The organism is Ruegeria discodermiae (genome assembly GCF_030758345.1).
Taxonomy (GTDB): domain Bacteria; phylum Pseudomonadota; class Alphaproteobacteria; order Rhodobacterales; family Rhodobacteraceae; genus Ruegeria_C.
The window spans coordinates 69,550-91,325 of the sequence record NZ_JAVAMO010000019.1 but is presented as its reverse complement, the minus strand read 5'-3'; the positions used below and the strand labels follow the sequence as shown (position 1 = coordinate 91,325).

Here is a 21,776-nt window from a genome sequence, read left to right as displayed (position 1 = left end):
CGCCGATATCCTCCAGGAACGCGGCAAGCTCGACGAGGCCCTGAAGATCCGCGAGGAGGAAGAACTCCCGGTCTATGAGGAGATCGGAGAGTTGCGTGTGGCGGCGCGCACATTCCTCCAGATCGCAGATTTGAAGGAGAAGCTAGAAGACCCGAGCAGCGCGCTCGAAGACCTGCGGCGGGCGAGCGAGATCATCCCTGCGGAGCATGTCAAGGACAGCGCGATCTTTCAGAGCCGGATCGCGGACATCCTGGAAGGCCAGGGCCAGCTGGCGGAGGCGCTGAAGATCCGCGAGGAGGAAGAACTCCCGGTCTATGAGGCGCTCGGGGATGACTGGGCTTTGCTGGTAGCTCTGGACAGAGCAGCTGATCTTTCGCAGCGGCTAGGTCGCCTCGCGCAGGCAAGCACTTTGAGAAACGGGATCGAAAGAAATGGCGTTGACCAGTTCGGAGAACTATGGGCTGCCCTGCTCAAGGGCAAGCAGGCCTGGCTCGAACTCTTGAAAGGGCACGTGGAAGGCGTTCAACGTACGTTCGTAGAGATTGAACTTCCGGCCTACGAGAAGGCGGAGAAGACCGCCTGGATCGCCCTTACGCAGGCAAAGATCGCCTGGGTAGAGGTGCGTCTTGGAGAGACGGCGGAAGCAGCTCTTCAGCGAGCGACAGCGGCGCTCACGCAGGTTGAAGAGATGTCAGCGGCGGATCAGGAGTCGGTTACCAAAGCCCATCTCTACTTTGCTGAAATGGAGCTCTTGGCCGGGCGGCATGATGACGTCATTGCACGAGTTAAGCATGAGATCCTGCCACGACTCGCTGTGAAGCCCAACCTTGGGAATCGCTTGATAGCCGAGGCGCTATTGGCAATCGCACATCTGCACAATGGCAATAGTTGTGACTTCTCCAGTGTTCTGGAAGATTTGGTGCGCGCCCAATCCACGGGCGACACGCTACCCACAGCATGGTGGAACCTTGCAGCAGCGCTTTCGTGCATTGATAAAGATGCAAGAGCGACATACTTAGAAGCAGCTGAGGCTGGCTTCTCTGTCCAAGGTCGTCCTGGATGGGTCGCTCGATTTCAAGACTGACGTACGATTTGTCGATCTAGCAGATTCAATAAGGAGGACAGCTCGACGAGGCGCTGAAAATCCATGAGGAAGAAGAACTGTGCAACGCCATTGCTTCGCAGGCGTCTGACCATGATGCGGAGGACACGTAGGTACTATGGCAAGAAAACCATTTGACCTTAGTCCTGCCTGTCGATGACATCAACGTGGCTCGAATAACCTAATGGTCAAGCGTCTGCCCGTCCCTGACCCATTGCGCGCCCGGATCGCTGCCGAACGGGCACTGATTCACAGTTTGTTGGCAGGCAATCAAACCGCGCAAATTCCGGGGCAGGACTCCAGTGTCCCCGAGTTCGCTTGGCGGCTCAGGCATCTTCAATCCGAAGGACTGTTCTATCCCCATGCCTACCCGGCGGACGTGAGTTGGGCGGACCTGACCGTCGCGCAGGCGGAAATCGCGCTGTGCCATGGGCTGGGATACAAGAAGGCTGGAAAGACCTCGCATTGGACCGACGCGGATGCTCTGGAGGCTGATGCCCTGCCGGCGCGCAGCGAGACACACCTGTCGCAGATCTTCAACCAGGCTGACGCGCGCAACCTCAAGCGCCTGGATCTTGCGCTTCTGGCGCATGCGCATCAGGTCCCGGTCGCTCTGCTCGAAGCGCCGGATCGGCGTACTTTCGTCGCCCTCGTGGCGCGGATCACGGCTGGCCTCGACCCTTTTCTCGACCAGGCTGTCCTTTTGGAGGCTTTCGCGGAACCGACCCCTGATCTCTTAGTAGCGCGCGAGGATGAGATTGGCTGGCTGAGCGATCAACAATCGGCCCACGACAAGGGGTGGGTGACCCGCCCCTCCGATTCCATTCATCGTGAGTTCAAGGTGGGCGAGGCGATCGCTGTTCGGGCCGATCTCCGCGAGCGGCTGGGGCACAGCGTTTCGGCAATCCTACTTGGTGTCGATGGGGACGGATCAGTTTGCCTTCTGAGTACGCCGCGCTTAGTCGAGGACAAACTTTGGCATGAAGGCCCGGTTATGTTCCCCCGCGCCGCACAACTGACCCGCGGACACGAAGAGATCACCGCCGACGCGCCCGGCCCGCTAGCGATTGTCTTGGTGGCGGCAAATGACGCGCTCGACAGTTTTCCTCCCTATGGACGGATGTTCAACGCCGCAACGTCGCTTGCGCAGCAATATTCTATCCTGACTGACGAGGACTTCGCCTGGCTTCGCAAACGGTTGCTCACGACCCACCCAGACCGGATCTGTGTTCTTTTCCAGTCGATCGAAGTATTGGTGGAGAACTACAATCCCCTAAGCGATCTCACCTAAGCTACCGCAGCGCCCTTTGGATCGCGTCCAATTCGGGGGTCACAGCACCGAAGACACGACGCTCGAACGCCACTACAGCATCAAGATAGGCTTCATTTGCGCCGCATTCGCCAGACGCTTTGGCGATCAGGCCCGCTGCTACCTCTGCAGGTCCGGTCCAGAAATCGCAGTGCCAGACCTCTGCAGCAAAGCCAAGCGCCAGTCTTGCGCTGCCGTCAGGCAAATCCAGGTGTACCACTAGCGGCGTATATGCCTTGCCGTTCAACTCACGCAGTGAGAGCCGCTGCGCCAGAATCGGGTCTGTCGGATCCGCGGCCTGCATGAGCATTGCCATAGCGGCACTCCCAGCCTCGGGAATGAGCCCCGCGACGAGCCCGGGTGCATCCGGAGAGCCGCGACAACTCGCAACCCGCACACACATGGATTTTCTGAAGCCCGGCAGCATTGCACGAGAGACCGCCTCCATCCCGGCTTCCGGCCGGTCCGGGAGCGATCCGTAGGCCGCAATGACCAAATCGCCCTGATTTGCTTGGCGTACCGCAGAAATTGCAGCCTCCATTTGCGCTCTTTGCAGCTGTTCCATATCGACCTCCGGTTTGTGGAGAACCGGAAGTACGCCCCGCCATTTTCGGATTGGCGGTTGTGTGAGTGTGGTTTTGTTTGGAGTAGTGCCTCCAAGTGCGGGAGGGCGTGATGCAGATGTCCAGGAGGCTAGGGGCACCTCATTGTTCAGGGGACTGGATTAGTGGCCAGGGTGAACCTGTCACGCTTCGGCGACGCAAAGATGACCACCGCGCTTCTCGACCGCCTCACCCACCACTGCGAGATCGTCGAGACCGGCAACGAAAGCTGGCGCTTCAAAAACCGAGCCTAGCTCCTAGCTGAAACCCCGCAGGCCCGCCGCAGCTCCGTTAAGTGAGGACTACCCAGCGCCGGGCCTGCTCAGCACAGGGGGGTCATTATTGGAAGTCGATGGGGGTCAGCTTTGAACGCCGATTGACACTGATCAACAACAGCCATTGGAGCAGCCGCGGCGAAGGTGCGGTTTGTCCTGCGTTGTCAAAGTTCGACCCGCATCAGTTTTTGCTCTCGCAGCGAAGGTCGGCAAAGCGGGCTGCGACCGCAGCATCGAGGGACTGGGTCGGATGTCGGCTCTGGGCCGATCACTATCACGATATACCAATCTACTTGTCTACTTAGGGAATACTAGGCGCTCAGCGACCCATGGAAAAACGGTGCGTTCCAAACGCTCGCTCACTTGTTCGCGATGGTCCCCGGCATAGACATCTAAGCGGTGCGGGATGCGTTCTTTGCCAAACTCTTGCGATAACTCAAGCGTTCCCTTCGGGATGTGCAAGAATTGATCATTTAGACCGACATCCATTGCCAGCCCCTTCAGTTGGCGCAGATTGTCGCGGGCAGCGTGGACCTGCCGAACAGGCATTCTATCCAGGTATTGGTCAAACACCGCATCGTTCAGAATGACCTCTCCTCGCACGACCTCAAATGGAAACTCTGCGTAGATTGGCTCTGCCTCTACATCGGGTTTGAATGCCGTCACAATACCGAGGAAAGCAATTGGGTAGAAATCGCGGCTATCGATAAGGTTCTGAAGATCCTCCGGCCCACTGATCGATGCAGCACGCTGCCAGGCATCATTGCCAAAGCTAAGGTCATCGTTGGCGGCAAGGCAACAAGGGCTAAGGGCCCAAACCACGGAGAAGACGCCTGGACGCGTCATCGCGAGATGAAGCGCGCCATAGCCACCCATGGAGTGGCCCACAACGGCGCGACCTGCGTCATCAGGGATGGTCCGGAACCGCGCATCGACTTCCCCGACTAGATCGTCCGCAATGTAGTCAGCCCAGTTTCCGCTAACGGGAGAGTTGCGATAGAACCCGCCACCGTATTTGTTTCCGCCATTGGGCATCACCACGATCACCTCGGGAATTTGCCCGGCTCCGATGAGACGATCCAATATCGTTGGCACCCCGAAATTCTCTGTCCAGACCCCGTAATCGTCAAAGATGCCATGAAGCAGGTAGACCACCGGGAAGTGACTGTCTGGCTGCTGGTCGTAACTGGGCGGAAGATAGATGGCGGCGGACTGAAGGTTGGGGCTGCCAAGTAGATTACCTTTCAGCGCGGGTGCTGGAACGTCGATCTCAATGACGCGCCCTGTGGCTTCGATGCCTGATTGCGCAAGCGAAACTGTAGGGGCGAAGGCAAGGACGACCGCAAAAGACAGAGCCCAACGTCGAATGATCGGCATCACGCCACCCTCCCATGTAAATACCGTTTACATTTAGGGGTTGCTGAGCACTACGCAAGGGTTTGCCTCTCCACTCGTTGATTGGCTTGACGACGCAGCGAATGGCTGCAACGCGGGCTGCGAGCGCAGCATGCCAACAGCAAATCGAAGGGCCGGAAAGGGCCGTCTGCGTGATCAGCTGGCGGCGGGGCAGGGGCCTGTGCTGCAACGGCACCGAGGTCCGTAATGAGCCCAATCTGCGAATTGGAGGCGGTGCAGCGAATGATCGAATCAAACCGCTTTTTGCCTAGTGCATCCGAGTTCGACGAGAACTCTACCTGTTTAACGGATTGTCCCGAAAGCTTTAACGAGGTGGGCTGGATTTCGCCCCACGGCAGTGAACTGGCCCGAGCAAAGAGCCCCGTTTACTTAACGGAACTGTCCGTTGTGTTAAGCGCCTATCGAGTGCGATCTTGGGAAAGGAGCGCGGCGACAGTCTGGCTCCATAGGGCTGCAGCCACATCAAATTGATGGAAATTACCTTCTCAATAGTGCTACGTAAGTACCATTGAAGCGGAATGGCTGTGGGGGTTCCACTGCATTTCCGAACGATCATTTTCTTAATGGGCTGCACTGATGCAGAAAAGACTATTTGTTGGGATCGGAGTTGGGTCGCCCCGCGGCATGGAGCCCCTGCCAAAGGTCTGCGACGCGGTTCGCCTGATGGGCGTCTATGCCGAGAATAATGGCTATGACAAGGTAATTTTTCTCGACGACGAAAAACTCGTCACAGCAGAGGCCATCAAGGCGGCCTTGCCCAAGAAGGTTCTGCGAACCCGGTCACGCATCGTCTGGTACTTCTGCGGCCACGGCGCCATCGTGAATGCCGAGGAAGTCTGGTTTCTCAGCGAAGGTCGGTATCAATGGAGCGCGCGCGTATCGGTGCCCGAACTGCATGACGTCCTGCGCACCTATGGACCCGGGCAGATTAGCTTGTTTAGCGACGCCTGTCAGACGCTTACAAGAATGCCCGGCGGCGGCACGCCGATTATCGACAACGACACGGGCAAAAGCCGCCCGGTCGTTGATATCTTCCGGGCAACCATCGAAGGACAACCGGCATTTGCGACCGATGAGGACGGGCCGCTATTTTCCAAATTGATCACGGATGTCCTCGCAGGTGAGACGCCGGACGATGCGATCGACCAACAATATCTTCAGACCAATCAGAAGATCGTCAGCTCGCAAAGTCTGGCAACCTATCTGCGACTGAATTTACCGGACTACGCCGCGCTTGCAGGCGAGGACCAATTCCCCGAAATCAACTCGAACTTTGTGTTTGACACCAACGACTATCTCAATCTTGGACGAATTCCCGGGCCGAGGCCGATCGATTTCGATCCCAAGAAGGATCTTCTCCTGCACGAAACGCGGCCAGAGTCTGAAGAGGATCTGGAATTATTTTCCGATAAAAAACACTACTACAGCGATGCACAGGCCTATAAAGACTTTGTTGCCAATGCGAACGCAAGCCTTTCGGCTCCGCCCGAAAGCAGGCTGCCCGCCATCCAGAGTGCGACACGGTCCGAATGGAGACAGGACTTCTGGAATGCCGCACGCGTGCTGATCAAAGTAAACGAATTTGCCGACAAGATCATAGTTGGGACAAAGAAAGACTTCGCTGGATCGGTTCCCACGCTGGCACCCCACCAGACCGACCCAGAATTTCTAGACACCATAAACGGCTACTTTTTTGCTGTTTTCGAAACGCCACGCGGGGCGGACCGCAGAAAGCGCTCGACCTTGTTGCAGTCTCAAGACTTGTGGATGCCGCTGCCATCGGATGCGGGTGAAAACCTAAACCTCGTGGTGTATCTTGACCATCGCAATAGCCCCGAAGACGGGATAACGGCCCTCGGCTGGCAGCCGAGGCAGGAATGGTTCGGGCCAGACGTCGGCATCATTGACCCGATGCAGGCGATCAAGGGGCTGTTGAACGGAACGCTCGGCACCTCGATGATTCCCTATCTGGCCGCGGATATGCGGCTTATGAAGCATTACGATCCAATCTACGGCATCGTCGCGGCCTATCTTTACGACCGGGTTGGCGACAGCGCAGCGATCCATCGGATGTGCTTGTTCTACGCCCAGGCCGGACAAAAAGTGCCCTATGACCTGGCGCTGTTGGGTGAATTGCCGCTGCGCCTAGGGCCGGTCGGCGGGCTTATCACCGATGTGCCGTCGGTAGACTTGGATCCCGCCGGAGAACGCGCAGACCTGCCAGACTTCGTTTGGAAACAGATGGATGCGCGCGACGGACTTGACGTCGCTGGCCTCGGCCCGGTCCTGCAGACCACCTGGGCGCGGTTCGCGGCTCGCAGCGGCCACAACGAAAGCAAGTGGCCCTCTTCCGTCCTGCCGTTGCCCCGCGATGCGTTCACAGCAGCACCATTCACTACGCTTCGCGGGAACGCCGCAGGCGTCCAGCTCTTAGAATACCTCGACGCGCTTTACTCTAATTGACATAAATGGAGGCCCCGCATGCGGCTCATTTTCATCCATGGCATCAACAACGAGGACAACTCCAGCGAAAGCATTGCAACTGATTGGTGGACCGCACTTGTCGAAGGTTGGCAGGCGGTGGGCCTGCCGATTCCGGGAAGGCCCGAGATCGACGTCGGATATTATGCGAAGATCCTCGCCGCATCGATTGAAGGGCGCGATCCGAGGGCAACGGCGCAAGGCGCGACGGCAGAGACCGAAAGCGAGGCGCGCGCCTTCCTCGATTCCTACATGCAGGCCGCAAACATCACAAATGAAGAACTGGCCGAGGCTCTGGCCGCTGAGGGGACGCCGATGCCCGAGGTTGTCGAACAAGGACTGATCGGCCGTGGTCTGGTGGCCTCGGCCGGCGCCCTTGAACGTATCTTGCGGAACCGTGGTCAATGGATCGCCAGCGGGTTTCTTCCGCAGGCGACGCAGTACATCGAAGACCGTGGACTTGCCCGCGAGATCGCGGTGACGGTGCGCAAAGAGGTTTTCGACGGCAAGTCCGACCCGGCCGTCGTTGTCGCGCATTCCCTTGGCACGGTGGTGGCATATGACCTTTTGGCCAGTGATAGATTGTCGGAACGGACCGTCCCGCTGTTCATGACGCTCGGTTCGCCCTTGGCTATTGGTATGATGCAACAAATCCTGCCGCCAAAATCAAATGTACCCAACCCGCCGATCGGACGGTGGACCAACGCCTATCGCAAAGAGGACCCTGTAGCGCTCGGCCGGGGCATCACCAAGAAAACCATGGACATGATCGGAGTTGAGAATATTCACGAAGGTTTGGTCGCACACTTGAACCCGCATTCGATACAAGCCTATCTCCAAAGCCCGCCGGTCTGCGTCCGCATACACACAGCTCTAACGCATCCCTAAGCAGGTCCAAAAGTCCACGGTCTCGCAGAACAATACGATGGACATCTCCGGAACCGCTTGCTTTGGAGCTGTCGGAGTGTCTCGCTGGCATTGAGACGGCAGAAGTGGATTGAACCGACGCGGTCTTCTAGTGGTCCATTTCTTGCCACGCTTTTTTCCTAGTAGCGCGAGCATTATTGATGGGTCGACACACCCTCGCCTATCGCAGGTATCACAATCGGAGGACCAGGTAGTTATCGAAATTACTCATTCCGTTAAGTGGTTCTTTGGGCTTCAGCTATGCCCCGGATAAGAAAGCCGCCATTGACCCAATGGCGGCTCTGTCCCGCGTTGTGAAAGTTCGACCCGCATCAGTTTTTGCTCTCGCAGCGAAGGTCGGCAAAGCGGGCTGCGACCGCAGCATCGAGGGACTGGGTCGGATGTCGGGCATGGGCCGTTCAATTAGATAGCGCAGCGTGCTTGCCCCTCAGGCACAATTGTCAGAAGCTCACTCCTTCGGTCTCGGGCCCACGATACGCGTCGGCAAATCCCTATTTTCTGGTTGGCCTCGCTTGCCCGACTGCAAGTCCTGAAGGCGATTTCAAGCCAACACCGCTGACCCGGTTACAGAGCACGGAGATCACACGGCGCGCGACTTGGACGCTGGATCGGGTTGTACAAGCATCTTACTCGATGCGTCGGTCGCCGATATACAGACCCGGGCCCAGTATTCCGGGAATGTCGCCCGGCATGTACGGACGGTAGCCATGATTTGGCCTGGACCAGCCCAGCAGTTGCGTTAGCGCATCGACCTGATCATCGTGTTTCAGATTCGGAAATCCGAGGAGTTCGCGCTCAAACTCCGCAAGCCACAACGCCTCTTCCGGAAGCCACAATTCGCCGGCCTCGATGCGGTGGCTCTGCGCAGAAAACCTGGTCTGCTTGTCTCCCTGAGGCTTGCGCGCAATCGGTCTCGACAACCCCCGGGGAAGATTTTCTCGAAGCACCTGAATAAGCTGCTGGCCGCTGGCGGCATCCTCGATCAGCAACGCATTGATGTTCCAGCGCCGGGCCAACTTAATCACCTTGCGCCGGAGATCGGGAAACTTCAGTTTCTCGCGATATACGTCCAGTATATAGACATCCCGTTTGCGCAACAGGGCTGTGACACAGACGGAGTAATCACTGAAGACCCCATCTTTGCTGGCCGTATCCCAGCTTTGAACAATCCTATCTCCGATCTCTCTGTCGGGCAGATTAGAATATCGCCTGAACCATGCCTTACGAACATGAAGACCCTCCACTGGAACCGGGGATTGCTGATACTGGGCTGAGAATAATGCCGTGCCCATTATCGATCTCAGATATTCGAGATCGGCAACGCTTTCCCGTTCCTGGTGGAGCGCCTCACCGCGCCGGCGCTCGTGGGTTTCGCCCTTTCTCAGCGCAACCCGTTCGTCGTCTTCAGCAATTGCAGGCAGACAGAGATGCTCCCAACCTTCTGTACCAAGGAGATGACCCGCCAGATCTTCTTCATGCAGTCTTTGCATCACCAACAGAATTGAACCCTTCGCCTTGTCGTTCAGGCGCGACATCAGCGTATTTGCAAACCAGTTGATTACACGGTTTCGAGTGGTGTCCGACATTGCATCTTCGGGCTTTATCGGATCATCAATGATAATGATATCGCCGCCCCGGCCCGTCAGCGTGCCACCAACAGACGTCGACAATCGTCCGCCACCCTTTGTTGTCCGAAAGTCCATTTCCGAGTTCCCGCCGCGCTTGAGACGCGTGTTCGGGAAAATACGCCGGTACCATTCAGTTTGCATGATGGCGCGACAGTCGCTGGCGTGCTTCTGCGCAAGATCACCTGAGTAGCTCACGCATACAAACTTCAGAGACGGATCCCGCCCCAGCATCCAGGCCACCCAGGCCACCGAGATCGTGATGGATTTCAGATAGCGCGGCGGCATTGTCACGATGAGGCGTCTGTTCTCACCGTCAGCCACTCGATGTAGCTGATGTCCGATCGCGTTATGATGCCAATTCTCAACAAACTGCTCTCCCCCGGAGACTGTTGGGAAGGCCTTCTTCAAGAAGCTCGGGAATTTCTGTCGCAAAGCGGCATGTAAAACGGCCCTATCACTGCTCATTGCCCTGCTCCCCCGCGTTTCGCTCCAAAAAGCTTTGAAGAATAGCCTCGTCTTCCTCCGAGAGCTTGTCTTCAGCCTGTGAGGCTTCATCCTCCGGACCAAGCAATGCTATGGCCAGTTCCGCCAATTTGCTGATTGCTCGTATGTCCCCTTTGACAGCGCGGGCAGTAAGCTGCTTCATTACAAGCTGCTGTTTGGTCAGGGTCTTACGGCGGCCGTTTTCTGTGATTGCCACCCGCTCGGACAGCTCTGCTCTGAGATCGGTTTTCAGTCCCCTCGCCCCCTTTGGACGCCCTTTGGGGTTGCCCGAATGTCCTTTTTTGAACCGTGTGTGTTTGGGTGGCTTTTGATATCCGACCTCATATTCCTGATCATCTGAGTCACTCATGCGGCTGCTCCCCGAGTCTGAGCGATTGTCTTGAAATCGTCGAAGCTGTCGCCGTGCAGGGCTGTCTCGCCCGTTTCGGCCTGTAGCCGACGAACGATCAGATCAACATATTGCGGGTCGAGTTCAATGCCGACCCCCACTCGACCAGTTCTGGCCGCCGCCAGCAGTGTTGTGCCGGATCCGGCAAACGCATCGGCGATCACGCCCCCGCGTCTGGAACAATCCATGATCGCATCCGCAACCATTTCTATCGGCTTGACCGTTGGGTGCGCCGCCAGATCTTCCATCCTACCCTCCCGAAACGTATTTGCCCCGGCATAAGTCCAGAGGTTGGAGCGATGTCTCCCGGTCTCACCCAAACGAAAGTTGTTTATATGGGCAGCAGTTCCGTTTCGGAACGCAAACACCAGCTCATGCTGGGATCGGTAGAATGTGCCCATCCCTGCATTGGTCTTTGCCCAGACACAGAGGTTTTTCAGCTCCCGATAGACGCCATCCGCAGCATCGAGCACCTCGCGCATATGCCGCCAGTCCATGCAGATGTAATGGATCGAACCGTTCTCACTATAATCCGCCAGGTTGCGAAATGTGGTACTCAAAAACTTTGTGAATTCGGCCAGGGACATCTCCCCGGAAGCCATCTCAAACTCTCGGTGCCGGACCCGACCGAGCCCGGAGACGTGGCCATAAATCGGCACGTTGTACGGCGGATCGGTGAATACCATTTGGGCTCTGTCCCGGCCCATTAGAAGCGGCCATGTCTCGGGGTCCAGCGCGTTACCGCAGATGATGCGGTGGGGACCAATGAACCACAGATCTCCTTCCCTCGAAACCGGTTCCCGCTTTAGGTCCGGCAATGGCACCGGGTCGCCCGCATCCGGATCGGTGTCGCCACTCAATATTATGTCAATCTCACCGGTCTCAAAGCCGGTCAGTTCCAAATCGAAATCAACGTCCAGATCAGCCAGCCCCTGAAGTTCGATCTTCAGAAGGTCTGTATCCCAGTCCGCATTCTCAGCAAGTTTGTTGTCGGCGATGATGTAGGCGCGTTTTTCTGCATCGCTCATATGTTCGATACGCAGAACAGGGACGACTGTCAGGCCAAGTTCTTTTGCAGCGGCAAGGCGCCCGTGACCTGCAATGACCCGATTGTTCTCGTCGATCAGGATCGGGTTTGTCCAGCCAAACTGAAGAAAGCTGGCCCGTATCTGCATGATCTGTTTCTTTGAGTGGGTGCGCGGATTGTTGGCATAGGGTTCCAGCGCCCCGACCTCTACAAACTCGACTTTGCTCCGCTCGCTGATGCCCGGGTTTGCCAGAAAGTTCATATCTTTTCCAATCATCAGGTCTGTATTCCTGTTGATGGATGAAAATGTTCGCCAAAGCTTGCCCAACAATAAGCGGGTTATTTTGAGGCAGAAGGTGCGAATTTACCTGCAAGATTCTTGAGTTTCTTGTGGTGCCCGCAGTTTCCGTAGAAATAGTAAGAAACAGCTTTCCACGCTTTGTCCGATAGTGCGTCCGCACTGTCGAATTCAGGCTCAGCCTGGTTCAGCAGCTTATGGAGTTCTTCCGGAATACCGCTATCCCCGCACAAAGCGGCTCGAACGCCAGAATAGATCAGCCTCACTTTTCTCGCAGTAATAGACTTCTCTATTTCACTGAGGCCATTTCTTCCGCGATTCTCGATCTTTTCTTCAAGGAAGTCGCATAGCCAGATCTCAAGTTCCCCGGGCAGCGCGGTCAGTCCATGCGTACGGATTTCTTTGGCGACCTCTTCAGGTTGCACGTGCCGGGCACCTTTGTTTTTCAGAATGTGTAACTGTTCCGAAAAGGGTTTGAGAAAAAACGCGAACTCAGTCGTTTGGTGATCAGTGTCCCGCTCAGCCATGCAGCTACTCCAACAATCGCGCCGCACATATGCCTAATGGCTTTGCCAGTTGTGCCAGGACAACAATAGTCGGATTGCGCACGCCGCGTTCAACACCACTGACATACGTTCTGTGAAGCCCGCATTCCAAGGCCAGACCTTCTTGTGAAAGGCCTGCTTCCTTGCGGTACTTTTTCAGATTACGGCCTACCCGCACGCGTATATCCATCCGAAGTATCGGCCACGGATGCTGACTAATAATCTACAGACTATAAGTCTCATTTTCCTTGACTACAGACGAACAGCAAGCCTGACTGGTCGGGCAACGACCGGGATCCACCATGACAGACAATTTTCATAACAACGCTTCTAGCCTGAGAGAACAGTATATTGAGTACGGTTTTCTGGGCGAGCTTTGTCGCGAGATGTGGAGACGCAACCTTTCAATGGATGTTCTGCGAAGCCACACCGACCGAAGCGGCTACGATATTCTGCTGGAAGCGAATGGGACTGAGCGCCACGTACAGCTGAAGTCAAGTTTTGACGGCGCCAAAACATCGAGGCAAAAGGTCAACGTTCGTTTGTCCGAAAGGCCATCAGGCTGCATTGTCTGGATCAGGTTCGACCCTCATAATCTCCGACTGACAGAATACCTTTGGTTCGGTGGTGAACCGGGAAAACCGTTGCCGGCGCTGGGAGACACAATTGGGAAGCACTCAAAAGGAGATCAACATGGCTACAAGGCCCACCGGGCCGACATCAGGGTTTTGAACAAAGGCCAGTTTGAGGCTATTTCGAGTATGTCTGAACTTGCAAACAGGTTGTTTTTAACAAAAACAACATAGCTGTTGGTATTGCTCGGTCGCGGTAATCTACAAGCGACATAAGCCAAATTTGCGGGGAATAACGGCAATGCGGACTTTGCTGACATTCATTCGTTGCGAATTTGTGCGTTTGGATAGAGCTTCCGGATGACAGAGCGCCGCATTTGCATGGCCAATGGGTCGTGAAAGATTTCGAGTGCCCTTCGAGCGTCTGCATCGCTCAACCAACCGTCTGTCAGGCGCCACCTTCGAAAGAACACCCAATCAATGTCGTATTGTCGGCTCCATAGCAATGACGTCCGCAACTCCTCGTCGGAGATTTGGGCCGGTCTTGGCAACACCCGTCCAGTTGCACTTAGGACCATATCTCTGGTCTTCTCCGCGCTTTCGATCCATTTTGAACGCGCGTCAGCAATTGCGTTTGCATCGACTTTGACGAAGTTATCAAGGGTCGTTCGAATGTCGTTTGGCATGGCTTCGACACTCTCTTGCACGGCACGTTCAAATCGCGGATCGCTTTGAACGTTCAATGCCCACGCCCGTGGTTCTTGGCGCCACAGCACAAGTTCGGCGTCTCGTGTCCATCTGTCTTTGGTCACCAACCCCAATGCAACAAGGGTACTTTTGACGGCTTCATGGCACCAAGCTGGACCGAGACCCTCCCCGCCAGCGATGTTGGCAGGGGGCGGTATGTGATCGTGTTCCACAATCAACCTGTCGGTTCCAGTCCTAAAGTCTGCGACGCCGCCGTCTGGGAACCGATAGTCTATCTCGTGCCTTTGTTGCGCCAAATTCAAAACGGCTGTGCAGACATCATCCCATCTAGGCAAAGGGTCTGGCTGGTTTGGTGGATCAATAGGTTTCGCACCCCAATCGGTCATGGTGGCATGGCCCAACTTGGCAAGTGCTTCACAACCCATTTGGTAGGCAGAGGATGCACAATCCTCCCATCCATCATCTGCTCGCGGCAGAGAGAGCGACAGATATTCGGAAACTTTCGACACCCAGTCGCTTTGCATCTTGGGAGAACCCTATTGACAATAGTTAGGCCCCAAGTCGAAGCCTTTTTTGATAAATGCAGCACTAACATACTGCGAGAGAGCAAGCGACCCGTGCACCTGCAGCATTGAACACTATGGGCTCTCCCGACACCTTCGCCGCGAGATCCATGAACGACCGTTCCGGGATGGAGCGCCTTTCGCGGCGCGGCGCACGAACTGGCAAGACGCGGACAAACCCGACCTTGGGTTTTGGCACTTCGCTGACGCAGCATCTTTCTGCGGATGCGGCACTCCGACCGCTGCCCTGCGGCGCATGTCACCGAACCGGACGTCCATGGTTGCCAAGATGATCCGAACCGATACCGCACTTTCGCTGCGGCTAGATCAAACGAGGATCATGCGGGACAAAGCAACCGTCCGCATCGCGGAAACGAATGTCTGCTCCATGCTGGGGAACCAACGGATGGTCGCAACACATTGGGCAAACGTCCCGCCGGTGTTTCGTAGTGCAAGGTCTTCCCGGGCGCTCTTTGATCAGCCTGGCGACTGTGCCTTGTGCCTACCTTCTATGTTCCAGAAGTTGCTATTGGAGCGGCTTTCTCATCAAGACGAATGGTCCTTCCGGGTATGATTGCAATTCCACAAATTCATAGCCGAGCGCTGAATAAAACTCCCGCGCGGTCAATGAGGAATGAACCATCATCTCCGAGATTGCTTTTTGTCGCGCCTCCTCTTCAATTCTTGCAACCAGCATTTTGCCCAACCCTCGCCCCTGACAGGCGGGTTCCACGAACATCGAACGCAGATAGTCATCTCTGAGCCCCACCGTTCCAACAAGTTCGGTGCCCATGAAGCAAAGAAGAATAAGCTCATTTTCAATTCTTTCGGCCACTGGCTCGTGCTCAAAAATCGCGCACAGCAAGTCGATTGATTTCTGATCGTAGTCCTTGGAATTTGAAACGCGGATTGTGCGCCTGATCAGCTCACTGAGCAAAACTGAATCGGCAACGGTTGCCTGTCGGATTTTGAGCGACTTCATCGCGGCAACCCTATCCTGGGACATGTGACATCGACAAGCTGGCAGATAGGGCGACACGGGGTAGAAGCATTTAACTTCTCTATGCCTTTCACAAAGGGAAGTGGGTTCACAAACTTCATGGTGGGTCCAGCCGGAACTATCGGATCAGGTGATCGCATTACTATTGCAGACGTTCGTGCGCAGCACAGAAGCGGTCACGTTGGGCTCCACTCGGTCACCGGAAGCTTTCGCTCAGGCTTGTTCACCGGCTTTCGATCCAAACCCGTTATGCAGTAAGATTACTGCATATAGAGCGCATGACAGATGACCAGCTCGACTTAATCTTCAAGGCTCTTTCAGACGGCACCCGTCGTCGCATCATCGACCATCTGAGCAAAAGGCCTGCTCAATCGTTGTTCGAAGTGTGCGCAGCTTCGGTTGCAGAGGATGGGGTTGCATTGTCCCGACAAACAGTCTCCCAGCATCTCGCTGTCTTAGAGAAAGCGGGACTGATTGAGATCGAATGGAAGGGGCGGACCAAGGCGCATTCTTTGAGCGTCAGCGAGGACGACATCGCAGCGGCATCATGGCTCGCGAAATACAAAACGAAGGGAACCAAGAAATGAAAATCTACGTAACAAGCGTCTTCGTTTATGACCAAGACAAGGCCGAGAAATTCTACACTGAAGTCCTTGGCTTCAAAGTGAAACACAACATTCCACTGGACACCAACCGTTGGCTAACCGTCGTTTCAGAAGAAGACCCGAAGGGAACAGAGCTGCTGCTTGAGCCAAGCGACCATCCAGCTACAAAACCCTTCAAGGAAGCTATTGTTGCCGATGGAATCCCTGCACATTCTTTTCTGGTGCAAGACCTCGATGCGGAGTGGAAGGTGCTAACCGATCGGGGGGTGAAATTCACATCTGAACCGATGGATGCAGGCCCCGTCCATATGGCGGTGTTTGATGACACCTGTGGCAACTTGATCCAGTTGATCCAGATGAAAGACGCCTAAAAGATAGCAAAATCTGGCCGGAAGTAAGAACGCTGCCGTTCGGCCCACATGCAGCATGCAGTGCGATTGGACTTGTACCTGAGCTTGAAGGCGCTGCAGTGCAACCAAGGTCAGCTATGCTTGGACTTCCAAATCCGCCGCCTCTCGTCGTCGCGGCTTTCATATGCGTAAATCGCTCCCTCCAAATCTTCTGGCGCGAGTGGCGTCCCTCCTTTTGCGTTCTGTGTGATCTGCATTGTATACCAAGCGGTCACGCCACCTTCAGGAGGGCTCTGGAAACGGGGAAACGGCGGCTCGGCGCGCTGTCTGGATAACCAAAAAGTAGGCAGCTCAGGATCAATGACTAACGCACGCGCCAAACCGACAATATCGGCCGCGCCACCTCCGATGGCATTTTCGGCCTGAGCAAGCGTTTTAAATCCGCCTGTAACCATCAACGGAATTCTTGTCATTGCGCGGGCGAGTCCGGCAAAATCCAAAAAGTAAGGGCCAGCGCCAGCGCGATCGGACGATGATGCCGCACCGGGAAAATATGTGCCGCCGCTGATGTCGATCAGGTCGATGTTAGTCTTGTCCAATGCTGCGACGACGTCGAGGGCTTCATCCTCGGCAAATCCGCCTTCAAGCTGGTCGGTCGCGTTCAATTTGATGCCGACCGGAAACTCAGGGACTACTGCGTCGCGTACCGTGCTGATCACTTCCAGCAACAACCGCATCCGGTTTTGCAAAGAACCACCGTAAGCATCGTTGCGTTTGTTGAACAGTGGCGACAGAAACTGGTTAAGCAAGAACCCGTGCGCCGCGTGCAATTCAACGCCACCGAAGCCAAGTTTCTGCGCAAGGTGCGCCGTGCGGGCAAATTCAGCGGGCAACGCGTGTATCTCACTTAGGGACAATGCGCCGCAACTCAAGCCAGGAAGGTCTAGTGCGCTTGGGCCTTTTGGCGTGCTGATCGGTGCATCCGCCATGGCGCCCGCATGTCCGAGTTGGAGCCAAAGTTGTGCGTTGTCTGTTGCGCCTGCTTTTGCGAGTCGCTCCAACTGCTCCCAATCCGAATGATTGTTTAATATGAGGTTGCCAGGTTTCTCAGCAAAATGGGGCGTGCCCTGGACTTCGCCAACGATTGATAGCGCCAGCCCACCCTTGGCCCACCGTTCGTATAGCGTGATCTGATCATTGGTCGGATTGCCTGCCCCGTCTCCAAGAGAGTCGGACATTGCTGACTTAGCGATCCGGTTCTTTAGCTTAACACCACATGGCAGAGACAGTGGTTGGTCCAATGGAGACGAAGACTCAATGATCATCCCGACATCCTAATTCCCGCCGCTAATATTGAAAGCGGCCATTCGCGCGAAGTGCAGCATTTGGTGGTATGGGCTCGCAGTCTGATTTCGCCGCCTGCGGCCTGAACATCGGCTCATTGACATCCAACGGCAGCGCAACGTCAGAGCCGCTGCAAATTCATGGGCTTGGCGGGATCAGCGAATGGCTGGTCCCGTTCCTCCCGCCGCAATGGCATTGCCGCGTTGGCATCAGGCCGCACAGAGCCCTTTCCGCACTTTAGTCATGCTGCAGCGAATGGCTGGTCATGATGAACTCTCAAAAATCCATGAATGCTGACTGAACAAGAAGTCAGATTTCAAGAGACAGTTCCGAGAGTACATTCCAACAAAGCCCTCTGGCTCCCAGGATCGGTCCGCGCAATTCTCAAAAACGATCATTTGTGCGATGTGGATCAGCACAAGGCAGCATCGCGCCGTCTAACGCAAAACTTTGCCCGGGGCCCGACACGACCCCAAAGCGGAAAACAATGGAGGAGCAGATCATCGGCTATGCGACTAACTCCTTGGCAACAGCAAGCTCCAAACTCACAAGCTGACCAACGCCTCTTTCGGGCATCGTAACGCCATACAATCGGTCCATACGTGCCATTGTTGCCGAGTTGTGCGTTATCACAACGAACTTAGTATCGACACGTTCAGCCATTTCATCCAACAAGTCGCAAAAACGTTCGACATTCGGCCCATCAAGAGCCGCATCTACTTCATCAAGAACACATATTGGCGTTGGGTTCGAAAGTACAACCGCAAAGACCAGCGCTAACGCGATCAGGCTCTGCTCACCGCCTGAAAGAAGCGATAACGTTGAAAGCTTCTTCCCCGGCACTTGGCACATTATTTCTAGGCCAGCTTCGAGCGGGTCGTCGCTCTCAACCAAAATCAATCTTGCCTCACCGCCGACAAAGAGGTGACGAAATAGAAGGTTGAAGTTGTAGTTCACATTCTCAAAAGAGTCCAAAAGCCGCTCCCGACTGCCAGTCTCCAAGCTCGCAATACCTTGCCGAAGAGTTTGGATTGCTCGTTCTAAGTCATCCTTTTCACCAGACAATTGGTCGAATTCGCTTTGGACCTCTTTAGCGTCATCTTTAGCGCGAAGGTTAACCGCGCCCAAAGCGTTGCGTTGAGTTTCAAGCTGGACAATTGCTTGCTCTAATTCATGGACCGATTTGTCCCGAATTTGCTCAAAATACTCTGGGTTGCCAAAACTTTCACTATTCTCAGCGGAGTTTGGAACCGACGTCCGTCGCATTTCAGAGGTGTCAGCAGCAGATCTGCGACCTCGTGGTAGATCGCTTTGCATAGCATCTCGTAGTGTTTCTTCGGCGCTCTCTAAGACTTCAGAAGCCTTTTTCGACCACTCCTCGACTTGAGATATGGTTACACCAAGTTCTTCCTTCGGCGAAAGCGTCTCTCTGCCACCGCTGCTCTGGTCAACTGGGCTTTCGATGTTAGCTATCAATTTCTGGTGGTCACCTAGCTGCCGCACAATTCTCTCGGTAAGCTCTTTGAATTGCGAGCGCACCAATTCGGCATTTCCCAATCGTTTTTCAAGCAACCATCGCTGAGACAGTCGCATTTCTTCGTTAATCTGACGATATCTTTCGCTAGCACGCGCTTGATGATTTAGAGTAGTCAACTGACTCGAAAGTTGCCCAATCACATCAGCTACTCGCGAAAGGTTCGTTTCGGCACCCCGCAGTTTCAACTCAGCTTCATGTTTCCTTTGATGAAAACCTGAAACGCCTGCCGCTTCTAATAGAATTCGGCTCCTGCTTCTAGGCGAAGCGTTCACCAACTCAGAAACCTGTCCTTGGCGTACCAACGCCGACGATTGCACATCGATAGAAACGTCAGAAAAGAATTTACGAACGACACTTGCACTGACATCTTCACCATTCACTTTGTAGGCGCTTCCGATGTCGCGAGTCGCTCGCCGGACTATGTTAAACGACTTATCTCCACGTGGAGTTAAGAGAGACGCATTTCCTGCGCTCTCAACTTCAATCATAACTTCTGCGAAATTCCTTGCTGGACGCGATGAAGAGCCGGAAAAAATGATATCCTCAATTGCGCTTGACCTTCGAGGCACTGAAACATTCTTACCCATTACCCACTCAATAGCGCTCAGAATATTTGATTTTCCGCAGCCATTTGGCCCTACAATACCAGTCAGTCCATTTCTGATCGGAATTTCAGTTGGCTCTACAAAACTCTTAAAGCCGTTCAATTTGATCTTAGTAATCGTGGCAGCGGGACCAACGGGCAAATCCTTTCGCTCTCCAACTTGCAACTCTGACAGTGTATCCCTACTCAGCTTTTGTAGGGCGTCTCGTAGCAAATGTGTTTCGGACACAAGTTCAGCCGGAAAACCACCGTCACCTAATAGCTCGAGATTTGCATTGAGCAGACTCTCGGCGTGCCCTAGCAATGACCTTCTTTCAGTAGCTGATGGTTTTTCATTTTTGATCGCATCTGAAAAACGACGAACAATTTCGTTGGACTCTGAGACTAAAGACAATGATGACGAACTCGTTAAAAACTCCGAATGCTCAAACCTGTAATCATGCAGCAGAGAATCCAGTTCTTTTGGATCGGCTACTTCGTACATCACTTGATTGTCGGCCTTAGGCGTATCAACCGGCCGGGCGAAGAGCGCGTTTGCCCGGGTGCTAAGAATTCTTTCAATCACAAAGGCGGTTGTGGCAGGCTTCGTCCCAGCTTCCTCTGCAAGACTTGTCAAGTCAAAGGAACGAAGCTTCAGCGCTGCGTTTAAAATTCGCTGGAATGCTGTGCGCTGCTGCGATGTTTCCACTTGTTTTGTCACCTATGGACGCTTTCCGCCGACGTTTCTAACACACAAAATCGCACCGAGCAAAAAGTCACGCAGCATGCTCTAGAAATTCCGCTAAATTTGAGCGAAACTCTACGACATCGCCGTTACCCAATAGTTTAGCCAGAAGCTCAGTCACGGTGTCTATTGCCGCTTCGTTGAAGTCTTCGTCATGTTGTGATGCTCCCCGACCTTCAAAATGAGTGGCGGCCTGCCGAAAGTCACGGATCAAGACGTTCCGTTCCTCGGCAGTCAAGTCTACTGAGTTAAGTATGGCGGCGAGCCCCACAGCACATACTTGGCCTTCGGTCGGAAAAGCTCGCTCCATCAAGCCCTCTATAATCTGAAAAGTCGTGGTTCCAAACCTTAGCAAAGCTCCATCTGCAGATGCTTCACGAGCTTCGTGAAACAGGGATATCCGCGAACGAAACTCGCCATGATCGACCGTGTACATCTGTGCCAGCTCAGATTTACTAAGCGTCTCACTTGATAGCATTAGCGCGCGATAGCCGGCACAGTTCATAAACCCTTCGGTAAAGATATCCAGTTTGGGCGGCCAGTTCTCCTTACGTGAATAATGCTGATATACATGGCAAAAGAACTCGTGATGCAGGATCAGTAGCAACTGTGCGCATTGGCTAGAGTAGAATTTGTCAACGCTGATCTGAAGTTCAACCTTGTAAGGTTCTTCTGTCGATCTTGGTGGAGCAGTCATTCCATTTGCTGCGACTAAAGCGGGGTGATCGCCAAAATTATGTGGCACTTCCGAAGCGTAACTAGATCCAAAAGTGCTAATTCTTCTACCAACGGGCAGAAACCTAGTCGATTTATCGTTACCAATATTGGCCTTGTGCGCCGCATAGATCGAGCCAGACAATTTCCCTGCGATCGAGAAAATATCGTACAGTACGCTTAAGCAAAGCCCCCCAATCTCAAGAGCACTTCTGTCTTTATCGTAGTCCCGCCCATCACAGATGTGAAACAGCCCGCTCTCCGACCGCTGCCTATTTGCACAACGAAAGCAAAGGTCCCTAATTCTATCTGTAGAATGTGTTTGCAGACCATCGGAGCCGGCTTGATTGAAGATCCCGTCGATTGTTTCGTCAAGGCGTCGGCCTTCGACGCCATTCGCGACCAAACCGTTTATTAGGCCTAGAGCAGCCTCCTTTTCTGCGACAATCGAAGTAAGTTCAACAGCTAGAGGCTCTGATCCGAATGCTTGTTCACAATAAGCGGTCAGCTCTAGTCGAGCAAGGAATATAGCTCGATGATCGAAGTTCATACC

The 21,776-nt window shown here is 54.6% G+C and carries 19 protein-coding genes and 1 pseudogene; 8 read left to right on the top strand and 12 right to left on the bottom strand.

Annotation, left to right across the window (positions count from 1 at the left end):
• A partial coding sequence (locus Q5Y75_RS24815) for a hypothetical protein (RefSeq protein ID WP_306202581.1) occupies nucleotides 1–1,084 on the top strand: 1,084 nt, incomplete at its 5' end.
• A 202-nt stretch (nucleotides 1,085–1,286) separates the two neighbouring features.
• Nucleotides 1,287–2,393: a hypothetical protein gene (locus Q5Y75_RS24810; RefSeq protein ID WP_306202579.1), complete on the top strand. Its 1,107-nt coding sequence runs from the start codon at nucleotides 1,287–1,289 to the stop codon at nucleotides 2,391–2,393.
• 1 nt (nucleotide 2,394) lies between these two features.
• Here the strand turns inward: Q5Y75_RS24810 and Q5Y75_RS24805 are convergent, their stop codons facing one another.
• Entirely contained in the window at nucleotides 2,395–2,976 is a 582-nt protein-coding gene (locus Q5Y75_RS24805; protein ID WP_306202577.1) for a gamma-glutamylcyclotransferase, read from the bottom strand.
• 186 nt (nucleotides 2,977–3,162) lie between these two features.
• Here Q5Y75_RS24805 and Q5Y75_RS24800 point away from each other — a divergent pair.
• A pseudogene (locus Q5Y75_RS24800) lies at nucleotides 3,163–3,267 on the top strand (ATP-binding protein); the annotation flags it as partial.
• Between the two features lie 318 nt (nucleotides 3,268–3,585).
• On the opposite strand, the gene Q5Y75_RS24795 reads toward Q5Y75_RS24800, so the two are convergent.
• On the bottom strand, nucleotides 3,586–4,665 hold the full coding sequence (locus tag Q5Y75_RS24795) for an alpha/beta hydrolase (RefSeq protein WP_306202591.1): 1,080 nt from the start codon (nucleotides 4,663–4,665) through the stop codon (nucleotides 3,586–3,588).
• Nucleotides 4,666–5,367: 702 nt separating this feature from the next.
• Between Q5Y75_RS24795 and Q5Y75_RS24790 the strand changes: the two genes are divergently transcribed.
• Nucleotides 5,368–7,167: a hypothetical protein gene (locus Q5Y75_RS24790; protein ID WP_306202575.1), complete on the top strand. Its 1,800-nt coding sequence runs from the start codon at nucleotides 5,368–5,370 to the stop codon at nucleotides 7,165–7,167.
• Between the two features lie 18 nt (nucleotides 7,168–7,185).
• Complete coding sequence (locus tag Q5Y75_RS24785; RefSeq protein ID WP_306202573.1) at nucleotides 7,186–8,073, top strand: hypothetical protein; 888 nt, start codon at nucleotides 7,186–7,188, stop codon at nucleotides 8,071–8,073.
• Between the two features lie 665 nt (nucleotides 8,074–8,738).
• Here the strand turns inward: Q5Y75_RS24785 and terL are convergent.
• The 5 genes from terL to Q5Y75_RS24760 form a co-directional block, all read right to left on the bottom strand.
• Nucleotides 8,739–10,205 (bottom strand): phage terminase large subunit, encoded by a 1,467-nt coding sequence (terL, locus tag Q5Y75_RS24780; protein ID WP_306202571.1) that lies wholly within the window; start codon nucleotides 10,203–10,205, stop codon nucleotides 8,739–8,741.
• Complete coding sequence (locus tag Q5Y75_RS24775; RefSeq protein ID WP_306202569.1) at nucleotides 10,195–10,593, bottom strand: DUF5681 domain-containing protein; 399 nt, start codon at nucleotides 10,591–10,593, stop codon at nucleotides 10,195–10,197. Before Q5Y75_RS24775 ends, terL begins: the two co-directional genes overlap by 11 nt.
• Entirely contained in the window at nucleotides 10,590–11,921 is a 1,332-nt protein-coding gene (locus tag Q5Y75_RS24770; protein ID WP_306202567.1) for a site-specific DNA-methyltransferase, read from the bottom strand. The genes Q5Y75_RS24775 and Q5Y75_RS24770 overlap by 4 nt, the downstream gene beginning before the upstream one ends.
• A 77-nt stretch (nucleotides 11,922–11,998) precedes the next feature.
• Nucleotides 11,999–12,484, bottom strand: a complete 486-nt coding sequence (locus Q5Y75_RS24765; protein WP_306202565.1) for a hypothetical protein — start codon at nucleotides 12,482–12,484, stop codon at nucleotides 11,999–12,001.
• Nucleotides 12,485–12,488: 4 nt separating this feature from the next.
• A complete protein-coding gene (locus tag Q5Y75_RS24760) occupies nucleotides 12,489–12,692 on the bottom strand; it encodes a helix-turn-helix domain-containing protein (RefSeq protein WP_306202563.1) in 204 nt (67 codons plus the stop codon).
• A gap of 112 nt (nucleotides 12,693–12,804) precedes the next feature.
• On the opposite strand from Q5Y75_RS24760, the gene Q5Y75_RS24755 reads away from it, so the two are divergent.
• A complete protein-coding gene (locus Q5Y75_RS24755; RefSeq protein ID WP_306202561.1) occupies nucleotides 12,805–13,308 on the top strand; it encodes a hypothetical protein in 504 nt (167 codons plus the stop codon).
• An 86-nt stretch (nucleotides 13,309–13,394) separates the two neighbouring features.
• Here the strand turns inward: Q5Y75_RS24755 and Q5Y75_RS24750 are convergent, their stop codons facing one another.
• Both Q5Y75_RS24750 and Q5Y75_RS24745 read right to left on the bottom strand, forming a co-directional pair.
• Complete coding sequence (locus Q5Y75_RS24750; RefSeq protein WP_306202559.1) at nucleotides 13,395–14,306, bottom strand: hypothetical protein; 912 nt, start codon at nucleotides 14,304–14,306, stop codon at nucleotides 13,395–13,397.
• A 565-nt stretch (nucleotides 14,307–14,871) separates the two neighbouring features.
• Entirely contained in the window at nucleotides 14,872–15,327 is a 456-nt protein-coding gene (locus Q5Y75_RS24745; RefSeq protein ID WP_306202557.1) for a GNAT family N-acetyltransferase, read from the bottom strand.
• Between the two features lie 296 nt (nucleotides 15,328–15,623).
• Here Q5Y75_RS24745 and Q5Y75_RS24740 point away from each other — a divergent pair, with 296 nt between their 5' ends.
• Both Q5Y75_RS24740 and Q5Y75_RS24735 read left to right on the top strand, forming a co-directional pair.
• Nucleotides 15,624–15,932 carry an ArsR/SmtB family transcription factor gene (locus tag Q5Y75_RS24740; RefSeq protein ID WP_306202555.1) on the top strand — a complete coding sequence of 103 codons (309 nt, stop codon included), beginning with the start codon at nucleotides 15,624–15,626 and terminating at the stop codon, nucleotides 15,930–15,932.
• Entirely contained in the window at nucleotides 15,929–16,321 is a 393-nt protein-coding gene (locus Q5Y75_RS24735) for a VOC family protein (RefSeq protein ID WP_306202553.1), read from the top strand. The genes Q5Y75_RS24740 and Q5Y75_RS24735 overlap by 4 nt, the downstream gene beginning before the upstream one ends.
• Nucleotides 16,322–16,431: 110 nt before the next feature.
• On the opposite strand, the gene Q5Y75_RS24730 is transcribed toward Q5Y75_RS24735, so the two are convergent.
• The 3 genes from Q5Y75_RS24730 to Q5Y75_RS24720 form a co-directional block, all read right to left on the bottom strand.
• Nucleotides 16,432–17,625: an oxidoreductase gene (locus tag Q5Y75_RS24730; RefSeq protein ID WP_306202551.1), complete on the bottom strand. Its 1,194-nt coding sequence runs from the start codon at nucleotides 17,623–17,625 to the stop codon at nucleotides 16,432–16,434.
• 526 nt (nucleotides 17,626–18,151) lie between these two features.
• Nucleotides 18,152–20,269: an AAA family ATPase gene (locus Q5Y75_RS24725; protein ID WP_371933307.1), complete on the bottom strand. Its 2,118-nt coding sequence runs from the start codon at nucleotides 20,267–20,269 to the stop codon at nucleotides 18,152–18,154.
• Nucleotides 20,270–20,540: 271 nt separating this feature from the next.
• Nucleotides 20,541–21,773, bottom strand: a complete 1,233-nt coding sequence (locus tag Q5Y75_RS24720) for a hypothetical protein (RefSeq protein WP_306202549.1) — start codon at nucleotides 21,771–21,773, stop codon at nucleotides 20,541–20,543.
• Nucleotides 21,774–21,776 lie beyond the last annotated feature (3 nt).